Consider the following 13,491-nt stretch of genomic DNA (forward strand, 5'->3'; position numbering starts at 1 on the left):
GTCCTTACCTCGTGAGCCGATCGAGGATCTCGTCGACCTTCTCGAGGGTGAGGTTTTCGAAATATTCTTTGTCCACCTGCATCATCGGTGCGGTGCCACAGCTGGCGAGGCACTCGGCCGTGCGAAGGGTGACCTTGCCGTCTTCGGTCGTCTCGCCGGCGTGGATGCCCAGGCGTTTTTCGCAGTGCTGAAGGACGGTGCCTGCACCGCGCAAGGCGCAGGGAAGGGTGCGGCACACCCAAACTTGGTGCTTGCCGACCGGCTTCTGGTTGAACAGCGTGTAGAAGGTGACGACGCCTTGAACGTGCGAGAGTGGGAGATCGAGCGTGTGGGACACGTACTCGATGATCTCCGGGCTGATCCAGCCCTCCTGCTCCTGGCAAAGGTGAAGCACGGGGATGCAGGCACCCATCTTCGTCGGATAGCGGGTGAGAATCTCGCGAAAGGCGCGCTCACGATCGGCGGAGAGGGCAAAGCCTGACGGATGATGGGGCATCGGGGGAAGTCTTTGTTTCGGGTTCGTAAAGGGGGACGCGGGCGCCAATTAGCACGATTTCCCACGCGGCGGCGCGCGAACGCTAGTGTTGAGCAAGGAGGGGTGTCAAGACGCGTTTCGGCGCGCCATCCACCTCGCCTTTCACCTGAGGTGAGGGGGCGTAATATGCGCTTGAGAATTGACGATCCCGAGCGCTATGCTCAGGCCCTCTTTTTTCGGGGATCAGCGGCCCCTTCTTTCAGGTCGAGCCCATAAGCCGCAAGGCCAGCTAGCATAGAAAGCAAGAGCGCGGAGGCCGCCGCGCATGGAGGTAGCCGAGTGTTCTGCCCGAATTGTGGAACCCAGAATCCGGACAACGTGCAGACGTGCACCAAATGCGGGTTCAACATCAAGGGGGCGGCGGCCCCAAAGTTCAAAGGGACGATGCTGATGATGAATCAGCAGGTCCGTCCCGCGGCGGCTCCTCCCGGTGGTGGCCCTCCTGGTGGCGCTCCCCCCGGCGCTCCGCCGCCTGGCCAGGAAAGCTCGCAAAATCCGCCCCCTCCTCGCTTTGGTGACGTTGGGCCCGGTTCTCCGGGTGCCGGTGGCCCGCCCGGGCCGCCGCAGCGCCTCAAAGGAACGATGGTGGGCGTGGCGCCGATGAGCGCGGGCTCGGCCCCGGCTCCAGGTTTCCCGCCCGCCCCTGGTTTTCCACCTGCCGGCTCTCCAGGTTTCCCGCCACCGTCCCCCGGTTTTCCTCCTCCGCAAGGAGCTCCGCAGGGGGGCTACGGCGCGCCGCAAGGAAGTGCGCCAGGTTTCCCGCCGCCGCAAGGGGGCGCGCCGACGCCGCCCCTCGGATCGCCGGGTTTGCCTGGGCACTCGTTTGGTTCGTCCGAGGGCGTGAACGCCTTCAGCGGGACGGTCGTCGACGCGGCCCCGCCTTTCCCCATGCCGCCGGCCCAAGCTGAACCGTTCCCAGGAACGGCCCCGCAAGCGGGTCCTGGGGCGCCGGCCTTTGGCGGTGTCCCGCTTGGTGGCGGCCCTCCGTTCGGTGGCGGTCCAGGCGTACCCCCACCGGATCCGGGCGTATTTGGCGGCCCGCCGCCGGCCGACCCGTTTGGGGCACCGCCGCCCGCCCCCGGTGGCGGTGGTGGGAGCGGCAACTACGGTCCGCCTCCTGGCGGTCCCAGCTTTGGTGGCCCTCCGCCTGGTGGAAATCCTCCCTATGGAGCTCCGGGTGGCTTCGGCGGCCCTCCGCCGGGTGGTCCTCCCGGCGGTGCTTACGGTGCGCCTCCCGGCGGACCGCAAGACTTCGGCGGCCAACTGCAGCAGGGTTTCAACCAGGCTGCGGATGCGGTTCAGCAAGCGTTCAACCCGCAGCAACCGTACGGGGGTGCGCCCGGCGCGTATCCGAACCAGCCGTATCCCAATCAGGCCCTCGCGCCGATGGGCGCCTTTCCGCAGGGCGGCCCCATGGTGCATGCCCAGCCCGGACAGCATGGCCCCAAGGGCCAGGTGAAGAACCCGACGACCGAGTTGATCATCGGCCTCGTGACGTGCGGCATCTACCAGATGATCTGGTTCATCCGCTGCTGCAACGAGATGAAGGCCTTTTTGCAGCGTGACGAACCCAATTGGCTCAAGATCGCGGGCCTCTCGTTCATCACGTGCGGCGCGTACGGCCTCTATTGGCAGATCGTCGCGCTGGGGCCGCTCGTCCAGGAAATCCAGTACCGCGCAGGCGTTCCCAACCCGCAGAATCACGGCTGGATGTACATCATCCCGTACTACAACGTGATTCTATGGCAGCAGGAGCTCAATCGCGCGTGGCAAGGCCCGGCGTAAGATCGCCGATCGCACGCGTCCTGCTGGTGGCCAGCCTCGTTGGGCTGGCCGCTGTGCTTTTGTTCGTCACCTCGCTTCCGGCGATGTGCCCCATGCGCGTGTTGCTCCACACGCCGTGCCCTTCGTGCGGCCTCACGCGGGCGGCGCGGCTGGCCTTGGGGGGCGACTTCGCCGGGGCGACGCACATCCACCCGCTGTGGTTTCTCGTGCTGCCGTTCCTGGGGACCCTGGGCATCTTCCAGCTCGGGCACTACCTCGTGCGTGGCGATCTCGCGAGGCTTCACCGCCACTTCGGCCACGCGGGGTATGCGCTTCTGACGTTGCTCGTGATCGTCTGGGTTGCCCGGTTCTTCGGCGCCTTCGGCGGGCCGTGCCCGATTTGAATTCACGAACCGTTCACAGGCACGCCCCCGCGTCGCCTTTTCGGCCGTGGAAGATGCAGACTCGTGGGACCGGGGCAAGCCGTAGGGCTCTCTGCACTCGTCGCGTCGAGCGGCGCATACTCACTCATGATGGGCGCGTTCCTGCTGGCGCGGGCGCGAGCCCGAGCGCAGCGGCAACCGCCATCGCGCGCACCGCGCGTGAGTGTGTTCAAGCCGCTCGCCGGTGTCGATGACGATCTCGAGGCGAACCTCGAGTCGTTTGCCAAGCTCGATTATCCGTCGTTCGAGCTCTTGCTCGGCGTAGCCTCCACGTCGGATGCGGCGTACCCCGTCGCCAAGGCCTTCGTCGAGCGCCATCCGAAGGTGGACGCGCGCGTGGTGCTCACCGATCCCGATGCGGCGAAAAACCCGAAGGTCGCGCAACTGGTCGCGCTCGAGCGCGTCGCCACCGGCTCGGTGTTCGTCATCTCCGACTCGAACGTGCGCGTCTCGCCGCGCTATTTGGAGACGCTGATCGAGCAGCTCGATGGAGAGAACGTCGGCCTGGTGACCAGCTTGTTCGTCGGCACCGGCGAGAAGTCGTTGGGCGCCGCGCTGGAGAATCTGCAGATTGGCGCGTACGTCGCGCCTTCGATTGCAGCATCCGCGCTTCTCGCACCGCGTCCGTTCACCGTTGGGAAATCCATGGCCATGTGGCGGCGCGACATTGCGAAGATGGGCGGCTTCCGCACCATCGGCGACGTGCTCGCCGAGGACCATTTGCTCGGTCGCAAGGTTGCCGAGCAAGGCATGGAGATTCGTCTTTCGCTGGATGCCGTCGAGAACCGCAACGTGTCGTGCTCCGTGCGCCGCACGCTCGAGCGGCACACGCGCTGGGCGAAGATGCGCCGCGTGATCAGCCCCACGGGCTTTGCGCTGGAGCCGCTCGGCTCACCGCTCACGATTGCCACGGCGTTCGTGGGACTGTCGCCGGGCGGGCTCTCGTACGCGGCGTTCGTGTCGACGTGGCTTCTGCAAATGCTGGGAACCACCGTCGCGCTTCGCACACTGCGCGGTCGCGTACCGTGGCGCATTTTGGCGCTCGAACCTCTGCGCTGTTACGTGACCCTCTGGTGCTGGATGCACGCGTGCGTCAGCAAACGCGTGAGCTGGCGCGGCCACCCGATCGTGTTGGGCAAAGACTCGCGCATCGTGACATTGGCCGAGCGCCGCGCTGCGCGGGATCGCGCGCCATGGTCCACGCGTTTGCGCCGCGCGTTCGCGAATGTGGCGTAGTCCGTCGGGGCGCGCAGCGTTAGAGACGTAACGTGCGAGTTGCGCGCTGCAGCGTTGCGCGCTCAGCGGCACTTCATGGGTGACCCATCGGACGTGGCGTCCTATACGTTAGGCCTTCTTCCTTCCGACCGTGAGGAGAGGCCACCATGATGACCAAGAGAACACTAGGCTGCGCATCCATCATCGCCCTGATGGTGGGTGTCGCTTGTTCGTCGAACGACGACAATCCGCCCTCCAACAACCCCGCCGACGCGTGCTCGACCATCGAGAGCGACGTCAAGAACGACTTCAACACCCTGGCGAAGTTCGTCGCCATCGAGACGTACCGGACGGAGAACTGGGCGAACGAAGACAAGGTCACCGAGGGCATGGAGAAGATCTATGCCGAGATGAAGCAGCAGGTCGACGCCTTCAACGCCGGCCAGAAGACATCGAAGCTCACGCTCACGCGCTGGGATCAACCGAGCGTCGACGAGAACGGCAAGCCCCTATCGGGCGAGCCCCCGACATGGCGCGTGTTCAAGATCAGCCTTGGCAGCGGCCCGCGCCGCGTGGCGATCGCGACGCACTTGGATACCGTGGCGCCTGGCAATGACTCCTGGAAGCCGTTCACGCTCGAAAAGAAGGAACTCGACTACAACGGCAAGAAAGAGGAGTTCTGGGTCGGCCGCGGCTCGATCGACGACAAGGGACCTGCCGTTGCCACGTTGCAGGTCATCAAAGCCATCGCACGCAAGTACGACGGCAGCCCGCAGCTCAACGACGTCACCGTCGAAGTGATCTTCGATACGTCGGAAGAGACCGCAATGTCGATGCCGAACTACTTCCGCCTCAATCCGACGCAGGAGCCGAACCTCGCCGTCATCTTCGACGCGAGCTGGTGCGTGCGCGCCGAAAAGGGCGTGGAGCGACCGATTTTCACGGTGCCGAAAGACCCGCCCGGAACGACGAAAACCGGTGTGTGGATTGACTCGTTCAAGACGTCGACCGGTCCCGCGAACCAGATCCCCGACACGACGACGGCGATCATCAAGGCCGATGCTCCTGCGAAGCTCGACGCGCTCGCAGCGTCCATCAAGGCCGAGTACGACGCGTACAAATTCGACGATCCGAACTACCGCCATGCCGAGCTTGTCGTCACGCGGGAAGCCGACAGCGTGAAGCTGGTGACCAAGGTCGCGGGCGCCCAGCATGGATCGAAGCCCGAAGAGAACCGCGCCGATGGCGCGAATCCGTTGGTGTCGCTGGCCAATTTCCTAGCCTTCAAGGCCAAGGATGCCAACTGGCCGGAGAACGACATCGTCCGCATGCTGAAGTTCATCGAGTGGACCTGGGGCACGAAGGTGTTCGGCGAAGATCACAATCACCCGGCGCTTCAAGCGTCCGACGAGATCTTCCAGGCGCCGAACAACGGGACCACCTATGCGGTGACCCAGTTCAACGATTCGGGTGACGACAGCGCCTATCCGAACTCGATCGTGCTCAAGATCGACATTCGCTACGCGCAGGATCATCACGGCAGCGCGAAGTGGAATGGGCAGACCGAAGGCTTCATCGACCAGATGCAGAACAAGCCCAGTTACAGCAGATTCAAGGACATCTTCGGGACGCTCGTGAAGGAGTTCAACGGCGCATCGAATCCGCACCCCGTTTCCGTCACCGTGAAGGAAACGCGTCCGAAGGGACCCGAGTCTCCGGTTCCGCCGGACGTGCGCAAGACCGATGGGCCGACGTTCAGCCGCATCAGCAAGGCTTACGAACAAGTCGAGGGCAAGCCGTGCCCCGCCATCGCCATCGGCGGCGGCACCGACGCGAAGAACCATCCGAACTTCCTCGCCGCGGGCGCATTGTTCGGACAGAAATTCGGCCCGCCGATCAACTTCCACGGCTTGAGCGAAGGCGCACCCGTCTCCGAGCTCACGAGGAGCGCGAAGATCATTTGCCAATTCCTCGACGATGAAGTGAAGGGCGCCACGAAGCAAGAGGCCGGCGTCTCGACGACCGCCGCGTCGTTGTGGACGAAGTCGGACCACGAGCTGCACTGAGTAGCCCGCGAGGACGCGTGCAGCCGATCAACATCGGCTGCACGCGCGGTGCGGCTATTCGAGGGTGACGTTGCGGGAGACGGATGTCCCCGAGGTGCCTTTTGCGTAGGCGCGGGCGTGGACAGCGACGGATTTGCCCGCGACGAGTGTCGTTGCTTCGTTTCGGCTCGAGACGTTGATCTGGGCTTCGCCTTTGGGAAAGAGCCCGAGAACGGACGTCGGGAACGTGGCCGTCGTGGAGGACGATTCATACTCGCAGGATGCGCTCACGGAGGGCGTGCCCGGCGACGCCTCGACCGACGAAGAGAGGGCCACCCTCTTTTTATCGGGTATGGCCGACCATCGCAGTTCGAGTGGCTTGTCGCGTGGGATCACCATGGGCTCGTCGTCGCGAGGTACGGCGGGGGCTTCCAAAACGAAATCCGAGGGCGCAGAAACGGATAGCTCGAACGCGGGTACTCGGGCGCCGCTGCCCTTGACCGTGATGCGTTGTCCAGGTTCCCAGATTTTGCTGAACGCGGAGCGGAAGTAGCTATTGTCTTCGCGCGGCTCGACGGTGACGCCCGATGCAGGCAAGAGGCCGCCGCTCACCGTGAGCGTTCCCGCCGAACGCAAGGGGGTGACTCCGGCGTCGCCCACGGAGGGAGCGCACGTGGAAATCGTGCAATGGCCCTCACGCCGGCTCGTGCATCCAGAGCCTTCCGTCCCATCATAGAACCACGCTGAAACGTAATAGCTAGGTTGGCCAGCGAGGTATTCGCGGCTCGTGACGGTGATTCTACCCAATGTTGCTGCTGGTGGCGCTTCGACATCATCATCGCTGCCGCAGGCGGCGGCACCGAGCGTGAGAGCGGCGAGGGTGGTGGACAGTCCAACGATAATTGCAGTCTTCGTATGAAGTATTGGCATTGGAGTGACTCCGACGAGGGAAGATGTAGCCACGCGCACAGCGCCACGCAATCCACTCCAAAGGCGATCCGTCCGGTAGTCGCGACGTCGCGACTACCGGATCAATGAAGCGTCTCTCTCTCTCTCTCTCTCTCTCTCGACGAGATCACTCCGCGTGCGGGTCGACGGAGTGCGGGGCCCCATAAAGCAAGACGGCGCCCTCGATGTCTCGAGCTGTCAGATTGTAATCTCCGTGGTTCGTGCCGCCGCAATCTTTGTCATAGGGCGTGTAGTGCATCACGGATGCCGAGTCATAAGGCGTGAGGGCGCGCCAATTGTTGTCTTCGAAGCACGTGTCCTTCGCTTCCGGGCGCGTGTGCTCGTGTCGAAAACCGAGCACGTGACCAAGTTCGTGCCTCAACGTGCCCGACAATGTCTGCGGGGGCGGCTTTCCAAAGGCCGTAGTGTTGAGCAAAATGCGACGGTCCTTCCGAGTATCGCCGGGAAAGAACGCCCTTGCACTGTAAGGTTGGCCGGTGACCGGACTCACGTCGAAAAGGACCTTGGTGTTCGTCTCGTTGCACGCCCTGTCCTGTCCGGCGATGTGCCGGAAAGAAACACGAACATGGCTCGACCAAGATGAGGCAGCAGCGGCCATCGATGCCACGACGGTCTCGTACTTCGTGCCGAAGGTCGTGCTCACGCAGTAGCTCAGGTCGAGCTTTTGGGTGTCGTTCCATCGGCCATCGGCGCCATTGACCCTATTGACGATGAGAGCACCCTGGCTCACGTATTCGTCGAAATACGCCTTCAAGGCTTCGCGTGTTAGGACGGGAATGTCTCCTTCGACGATATAAATGCCCGTGCCAGATTCGCGCTGGACCGTGGACTCGAATCGTTCGAAGGTGATTTGCGTGCTTCCCACGTTTTCCGTTTCCGGATTGGTGGCCGACGCGTCTGCCGTGCAGCCGCTGCCCGAGAGCGTGCCGCCGACGAGAAGCACGCCGAGAAGAGGAATACGTGTGAAATAGGAATTCGTCATAGTTGGGAGTCTCCATGGATTGAGGTCCGGGTGGCGTGCAGGAGCCAGAGGCGCTCGTCGCCGTCCGATGGATTCAGAACGTGCGGTGCCTCGCGGCCATACGAGCGAGCGAGCTCGTTGCCGTCGGCGATGGTGGCATGCCATCCGCGGCGAGCCAGCCATGCGGCGGGAGTTTCGGTGCCCCATTGCCAGACGACGCCGGTGCGCTCGGTCATGTCGATCGTGCTTTTCAGGCGAGCGAAGCGCGAGAGCAGGTTCGGGTGGGCGAATTCGGCGGAGAGACGGCTTCCTCGTACGGACATGGTTGCGATGTCTTCGAAGATGCACTCGATGCTCTCGGCGCCGAGGTACATGAGCAATCCTTCCATGAGCCAGACCGTGGGCTCGTGCTTCCGAAAGCCCGCGCGGAGCAGCGGCGTCGTCCACTCGCCGCGAAGATCGACGGGGATTTCGCAGCGAACGCATTCCGGGGTGAAGCCACGTTCCACGATGACGCGTCGCTTGAACGCGAGAACGTCGGGAGCGTCCATTTAGTTGGCGACATCCCGCGCGCGTCGCGGCGAGCAACGCCATCAATAGGAGAGCTCCAGCCGATAGGCCTCGTTTGGCGTCCCAATGTCCGTGGCCCGCACGTGCCCGCGGACATTCGCGTACCGTCCGGTGCCTCCGGTAATGGCCATATCCAATGGGGTGGTGCCGTGATTCCAAAGCGCCTGTACTGCAATTTGCCCGTCGGGTCGTTCGATGGACATGACGCAATTCGTGAGAATCGCCGCCCCCGATACACCGGTAACCTGGCAGGAACCGCCATCTCGCCCGAAAGGCTGCCCATTCTGAAATAGCCGGTCCGAGAACACGTACATGTCTCCGACGCCAACTCCGGGCGCGCCCAAATCGATGAATTCGAACTGGTCATTGGCGACATGAAGGTCGATGGTCTCCGTGGGCCTCGATTCGGCGGCGCTCGGCTTCTCTGAGAATGCCGCAAAAGCAAACATGAACATCGCAACGCCAATGCCGCCGTTGAGGAATTTTCTCATGGATAGGCTCCCTCGATTCGAAAGGATCTGCGATGAAATTGACGAAAGTGCGCATAGAAGTCCAAGACATGATTCGTATATGAATTAGAATGATTCGTTATGGATCTCCGCCAGCTGGAATTCCTGGTCACCGTTGCGGACGAAGCGAATTTCACGCGCGCAGCCGCGAAATTGCGCGTGGCGCAGCCTGGTGTCAGCGCCCGCATTCGGCAGCTCGAGCAGGAGCTCGGTCACGAGCTGCTGGATCGATCGGGGCGTACCGTGCGCCTCACGGAGATGGGGGCCACGGTGCTTCCTTATGCGCGTGCGGCACTCGCCGCGGTCGCCGGTGCGCGATTGGCCGTCGACGAGGTCACCGGCTTGCTGCGCGGAGGTCTCCGTGTCGGAATGGTGGCACCGCATTCGAGCACCGAGTTCGACCTTGCAGGCCTCCTCGCGTCATTTCATCGCGCGCACCCCGCCGTGCGAATCACGTTGTCCGAGGGCACGGCCGACCATCTCGTCGAATCCCTGCAAACGGGCCAGCTCGACGTCGCCTTGATAGGCGTCGGCGCCAAGTCGCCCGTTGGTGTCGCATGGCACGTGCTCGTCGACGAGCCCCTCGTCGCCGTGGTCAGCTCCGACGATCCCCTGGCAGCCGGAGCCGCCATTCCCTTTGCCGACCTTCGTGCGCGAACCCTGCTCACGTTCTCGCGTGGAACGGGATTGCGCTCGGTCCTCGAGGCGGCTTCGGCCCGCGCGGCGACGCCATTGACCATAGCCTTCGAGGCCAGCGAACCGCGCGTGCTCGTGCAACTCGTGGCGCGCGGTCTCGGTGTCGGCATCCTCCCTGAATCGGCCGCGCGCGAGCACCCGAGGCTGCGTGCGATCCCCATCGTACGTCCCCGGTTGCGCGGTCGGCTTGCCCTCGCGTGGCGCAGCGAGGCGCCGTCCAGTCCCGCCGTTCGGGCGTTCGTGCAGCTGGCTCGCCACGGAGTTCGCCCCGTCACGAATTCCGTGACGGAAAAGCGCTCCAGGCGACAAGGCTCCTCGTGAATCAGGAGACGAGACCTATGACTTATACGTTGCGAGCGTTGTTTTCCGCGGTGGCGATGGCCGGGTTGGCGATAGCGTTGTACGGGTGTTCGGATGACGGCGATGCGTCAGATCCACGATGCGCGCAATTGTGCGCCATCGACGAGCCTTCCCTGGAAGGCGCATACGACGTTTGCAGCGAAAAGAGCGCGAGCGATTGCCGCACCGAATGTGCGGCGCGGTTGTCGGGCACGACCAGTGTATGTGCCCAATGCTTGCTCGAAGACGCGTCCTTCGGTATCGGCGCACAAGATGGCCTGGGGGTTTCGTGCGGATCCGGATCGGCGCAATGTGGCTCCCAATCCTGCACCATGACGGGGCGGGCGGGCTCGTGCACCTACTGCGGGGACAACAAACAGCAGACGGAGGACTGCATCCGCCAGGTCGAGCCGCGGCGCTCGGTGGAATGCAAAACGCGGTACCAATCGGTTTCCAAGTGCGCGCAGTTCTGCAAGTAGCCATCGGAATGTAGACTTGCCGCGTGAGTGACGACGACCTAGGTGCGCTGACGCAGTTGCATGATCCCGTGCGGCGGGCGTTGTACGAATTCGTAGCCCAGCACGGTGGCGACGTCGGGCGGGGGGAGGCGGCCGAAGCCACGGGGATTTCGCGCACCTTGGCGGCATTTCATCTCGACAAACTCGTCGAGGCGGGGCTCTTGGATGCGCGCTTCAAGAGCCCGGAAAAGAAGGGGCCCGGGAGCGGGCGCCCGGCCAAAGTTTACCGGAGGGCACCCACGGAAAAGGTCGTGAGCCTGCCGCCACGCGACTATGCGGCGCTTGCCTCGGTCCTGGCGGACGCCGTCGACCTGCTCGGGGGCGAGGAGCAGGCGGAAAAGGCGGCGCGCGCTGCCGGGGTACGGCTGGGAAAACGCGCCGTGAAGCAGAATGCCGCGGGCAAATCCCGCAAGGCACTGGCCGTGCTCGACGTGCTGCAAGAGCGCGGCTACGAGCCGCGGGTCGAGGGGTCGTGCATCCGATTGCGCAATTGCCCGTTTCACGTTCTGGCGAAGGAGCATCCGGTGCTGGTCTGCTCGATGAACCTCGCTTTGTGCCAAGGGCTCCTCGAGGGGCTCGGCGACGAGCCCAGCAAGGCCAGCATGGACCCGCGACCCGGGGAATGCTGCGTCATTGTTTCTAAAACAAATGGAAGTTGACATAGAGGCTGGGGATGCTTCACTAAGGGCCATGCACCTCGCCCAATTGAACATCGCGCACCTGCGCGCACCCATCGACAGCCCCGAGCTGGCCGCCTTCGTCGATGCGCTCGAACCGATCAACGCTCTGGCCGACGCGGCGCCCGGTTTCGTGTGGCGGCTCAAGGAAGATCCAAACCAGCCGCGGCTCACCGTGAAGCACGAATTCGGCGATCATTTGCTGATCAATTTCTCGATTTGGGAATCGCTCGAGAGCTTGTGGAACTACGTTTACAAGACGCAGCACCTGGATTTTCTGCGGCGCCGGCGCGAATGGTTCCAGCGCATGGCCGAGCCCACCATGGTGATGTGGTGGATTCCCGAGGGCACCATTCCGATCCCCGCGGAGGCCATGGAACGGCTCCAGCGGCTGAAGGCCGAGGGGCCGAGTCCCATGGCCTTCACGTACAAGGATTCGTACAGCAGCGAGGAAGCTCTCGCGTTCATGAATGCACCGCTTCGACAGGGGCAGGGGCCCGCCGCTACGTCGCGAAATTCGTAATACTCTTTGCTGCCGGTTCGAATGCAAACTCCGTGATATCGCAAACGAGGCGATATCCCATTCGCTGGTAAATCGAATTCGAGATGGGGTTGCTCGAATCGGTGAACAATACGACGTGGGAGGCACCCGCATCGAGAGCCCATTGCGAGGCCGCCGCGGTCACCGCGGAACCGTAGCCATGGCAACGATGCTCGGGCGGCGTGTAGACGGCACTCACGCGGGACATGCCATCGGCAACCGTGCTGGCGCGGGCCGAGGATACGGAGACCCCCTCGTGCTCCCAGATCATCGTGCCGCTGCCCAGTGCAAACCAGCGACGAACGACGGACTCTTCGCGACCGGCATCGCGCTGGCCGCCCATGGCTTCGATCGTGAAGGCACGGTACCAAGCGGCGAGCAACGGCACGTCGTCTTCCGTGGCCAAACGCGCGCGGCCCTTCGTCGTCGGGGCCGAGAGCGTGTCCAGCCGATAGAGATGCGAAAGCAGCGTCTCACGAAATGCGCAGCCTTGGCGCGCGGCCCATGCGCGCGCAAAGCGCTCCACCACAGCGCGCGGGCCGTTCACACCGACGATGCCCGGGTCGACCTCCGCAAGTGCCGCGGCCACGCTCTCCGCCGCATCCTCCGGGATCGCCCCGGCGGAGAGCGGCCGCCTCGTGGTGCGGAATGCGACCCCCGTCAGCGTGTCGCCCTCCCAAATGGAGACCAACAAGGGCGCCGGCTCGTTCGGATCCGGCAGCGCAATCCAATTGCCAATCACCGTGAGGGCCACGGTGTGACGCACGGGATCGGCCGCGTAGAGCGGCTTGGCCAATGCCCAGAATTCGCTCGTATCGTCATGGATGCGGACGCGCATGCTCGCACGCTATCCGCGAATTCATGCGAAGGGAATTCACTCCACTTTGTAGCGCGGGGCCGGTTTGCTGGTTTGCGTCGCAGCAAATAGCTCGGTGCGGGCAGCATCGTATTTGTCCCAAAGGCTTGCGTCGGCGAGCGAAGGCCACGTGATGGTCTCGCCCTGATCGAGACCTGCCAGAGCGGCGTCCACCATGTTTTCGGTCGTCATGATGGTGTCTTGCGGCAGTGCGGCAAGGGGGATGCCGGCGTTGTCCCAGATCTCGGTGGCGGTGGTGGCGGGAAGCACGACTTGAACCTTCACACCGGTGCCGGCCAGCTCTTGCTGGAGGCCGCGACTGAAGTTCAACACGTAGCCTTTCGTGCCGCTGTACACGGAGCTCACGGGCAACGCGTGAAGGGCCATGACCGAGGCGACGTTGACGATGACGCCGGCATTGCGCGAGAGAAACGCGGGAAGAACGGCGCGCGTCAGCCGGGTGAAGGCGACGATGTTCAGTGCAATCTGGGTCGCGGAGTCCGCGGAGGTGGACTGCGCGAGCGGCGAGACCCTCGCGAGGCCGGCATTGTTCACGAACATGTGCACGTCGGGATCGCCCGCGAGGATCTTCTCGACGCGTGCGAGGCCGGGCTCCGTCGTCAGGTCCGCTTCGACGACCTCGACCTTGGTGCCAGGGCTTGTCGTCGCGATCTTGGCCGCAAGCGCGTGCAGGCGATCGGCACGGCGTGCGACGACGACGAGATCGTAACTCCGCGCGGCGAGCCGCTCGGCGTAGACGGCACCGATTCCCGACGAAGCTCCGGTAACGACAGCGACTTTTTTCGAGCTGGACGCGGACATGAGCATCTCCTTGTGCCTGCAAGCATGATGG

Annotated in this window: 15 protein-coding genes; 8 read left to right on the forward strand and 7 right to left on the reverse strand. The window is 63.8% G+C overall.

Annotated features, from left to right (window positions below; genetic code table 11):
• Positions 1–4 precede the first annotated feature (4 nt).
• Positions 5–496, reverse strand: a complete 492-nt coding sequence (gene nuoE / locus LZC95_17110; protein WXA98539.1) for an NADH-quinone oxidoreductase subunit NuoE — start codon at positions 494–496, stop codon at positions 5–7.
• A gap of 318 nt (positions 497–814) precedes the next feature.
• On the opposite strand from nuoE, the gene LZC95_17115 reads away from it, so the two are divergent.
• From LZC95_17115 to LZC95_17130, 4 genes are all read left to right on the forward strand, one after another.
• Positions 815–2,320, forward strand: coding sequence for a zinc-ribbon domain-containing protein (locus LZC95_17115; protein WXA98540.1), 1,506 nt, complete (start codon positions 815–817; stop codon positions 2,318–2,320).
• Between the two features lie 26 nt (positions 2,321–2,346).
• Entirely contained in the window at positions 2,347–2,703 is a 357-nt protein-coding gene (locus LZC95_17120; protein ID WXA98541.1) for a DUF2752 domain-containing protein, read from the forward strand.
• A 126-nt stretch (positions 2,704–2,829) separates the two neighbouring features.
• On the forward strand, positions 2,830–3,978 hold the full coding sequence (locus LZC95_17125) for a glycosyltransferase (protein ID WXA98542.1): 1,149 nt from the start codon (positions 2,830–2,832) through the stop codon (positions 3,976–3,978).
• Between the two features lie 146 nt (positions 3,979–4,124).
• The gene (locus tag LZC95_17130) at positions 4,125–6,023 is read left to right on the forward strand and encodes a M20/M25/M40 family metallo-hydrolase (protein ID WXA98543.1); all 1,899 of its coding nucleotides are present in this window, start codon (positions 4,125–4,127) and stop codon (positions 6,021–6,023) included.
• A gap of 54 nt (positions 6,024–6,077) precedes the next feature.
• Here LZC95_17130 and LZC95_17135 read toward each other — a convergent pair whose 3' ends face one another.
• The 4 genes from LZC95_17135 to LZC95_17150 form a co-directional block, all read right to left on the reverse strand.
• The gene (locus tag LZC95_17135) at positions 6,078–6,662 is read right to left on the reverse strand and encodes a hypothetical protein (protein WXA98544.1); all 585 of its coding nucleotides are present in this window, start codon (positions 6,660–6,662) and stop codon (positions 6,078–6,080) included.
• Positions 6,663–7,077: 415 nt separating this feature from the next.
• On the reverse strand, positions 7,078–7,953 hold the full coding sequence (locus tag LZC95_17140; protein ID WXA98545.1) for a hypothetical protein: 876 nt from the start codon (positions 7,951–7,953) through the stop codon (positions 7,078–7,080).
• On the reverse strand, positions 7,950–8,483 hold the full coding sequence (locus tag LZC95_17145) for an SAM-dependent methyltransferase (GenBank protein ID WXA98546.1): 534 nt from the start codon (positions 8,481–8,483) through the stop codon (positions 7,950–7,952). Before LZC95_17145 ends, LZC95_17140 begins: the two co-directional genes overlap by 4 nt.
• Before the next feature lie 42 nt (positions 8,484–8,525).
• Entirely contained in the window at positions 8,526–8,993 is a 468-nt protein-coding gene (locus LZC95_17150; protein WXA98547.1) for a hypothetical protein, read from the reverse strand.
• Positions 8,994–9,092: 99 nt separating this feature from the next.
• Between LZC95_17150 and LZC95_17155 the strand changes: the two genes are divergently transcribed.
• From LZC95_17155 to LZC95_17170, 4 genes are read left to right on the forward strand one after another with little or no spacing between them, the layout of a single operon-like run.
• Positions 9,093–10,028: a LysR substrate-binding domain-containing protein gene (locus tag LZC95_17155; GenBank protein ID WXA98548.1), complete on the forward strand. Its 936-nt coding sequence runs from the start codon at positions 9,093–9,095 to the stop codon at positions 10,026–10,028.
• 17 nt (positions 10,029–10,045) lie between these two features.
• On the forward strand, positions 10,046–10,525 hold the full coding sequence (locus LZC95_17160) for a hypothetical protein (GenBank protein ID WXA98549.1): 480 nt from the start codon (positions 10,046–10,048) through the stop codon (positions 10,523–10,525).
• 23 nt (positions 10,526–10,548) lie between these two features.
• On the forward strand, positions 10,549–11,223 hold the full coding sequence (locus tag LZC95_17165) for a hypothetical protein (GenBank protein WXA98550.1): 675 nt from the start codon (positions 10,549–10,551) through the stop codon (positions 11,221–11,223).
• A 31-nt stretch (positions 11,224–11,254) separates the two neighbouring features.
• A complete protein-coding gene (locus LZC95_17170; GenBank protein WXA98551.1) occupies positions 11,255–11,764 on the forward strand; it encodes a DUF3291 domain-containing protein in 510 nt (169 codons plus the stop codon).
• On the opposite strand, the gene LZC95_17175 is transcribed toward LZC95_17170, so the two are convergent.
• On the reverse strand, positions 11,745–12,620 hold the full coding sequence (locus LZC95_17175; protein WXA98552.1) for a GNAT family N-acetyltransferase: 876 nt from the start codon (positions 12,618–12,620) through the stop codon (positions 11,745–11,747). The genes LZC95_17170 and LZC95_17175 overlap by 20 nt on opposite strands.
• 36 nt (positions 12,621–12,656) lie before the next feature.
• Positions 12,657–13,460 carry an SDR family oxidoreductase gene (locus LZC95_17180; protein WXA98553.1) on the reverse strand — a complete coding sequence of 268 codons (804 nt, stop codon included), beginning with the start codon at positions 13,458–13,460 and terminating at the stop codon, positions 12,657–12,659.
• Positions 13,461–13,491: the final 31 nt, after the last annotated feature.

The sequence above is a fragment of the Sorangiineae bacterium MSr12523 genome, from assembly GCA_037157775.1.
In the GTDB taxonomy this organism is placed as follows: Bacteria; Myxococcota_A; Polyangia; order Polyangiales; family Polyangiaceae; genus Pendulispora; species Pendulispora brunnea.

Excerpts from the sequence above, each read along its gene's own strand:
- nuoE (WXA98539.1), bottom strand. The coding sequence starts at position 496 with ATGCCCCATCATCCGTCAGGCTTTGCCCTCTCCGCCGATCGTGAGCGC.
- LZC95_17125 (WXA98542.1), top strand. The coding sequence starts at position 2,830 with ATGATGGGCGCGTTCCTGCTGGCGCGGGCGCGAGCCCGAGCGCAGCGG.
- LZC95_17130 (WXA98543.1), top strand. The coding sequence starts at position 4,125 with ATGATGACCAAGAGAACACTAGGCTGCGCATCCATCATCGCCCTGATG.
- LZC95_17140 (WXA98545.1), bottom strand. The coding sequence starts at position 7,953 with ATGACGAATTCCTATTTCACACGTATTCCTCTTCTCGGCGTGCTTCTC.
- LZC95_17145 (WXA98546.1), bottom strand. The coding sequence starts at position 8,483 with ATGGACGCTCCCGACGTTCTCGCGTTCAAGCGACGCGTCATCGTGGAA.
- LZC95_17150 (WXA98547.1), bottom strand. The coding sequence starts at position 8,993 with ATGAGAAAATTCCTCAACGGCGGCATTGGCGTTGCGATGTTCATGTTT.
- LZC95_17155 (WXA98548.1), top strand. The coding sequence starts at position 9,093 with ATGGATCTCCGCCAGCTGGAATTCCTGGTCACCGTTGCGGACGAAGCG.
- LZC95_17160 (WXA98549.1), top strand. The coding sequence starts at position 10,046 with ATGACTTATACGTTGCGAGCGTTGTTTTCCGCGGTGGCGATGGCCGGG.
- LZC95_17170 (WXA98551.1), top strand. The coding sequence starts at position 11,255 with ATGCACCTCGCCCAATTGAACATCGCGCACCTGCGCGCACCCATCGAC.
- LZC95_17175 (WXA98552.1), bottom strand. The coding sequence starts at position 12,620 with ATGCGCGTCCGCATCCATGACGATACGAGCGAATTCTGGGCATTGGCC.
- LZC95_17180 (WXA98553.1), bottom strand. The coding sequence starts at position 13,460 with ATGTCCGCGTCCAGCTCGAAAAAAGTCGCTGTCGTTACCGGAGCTTCG.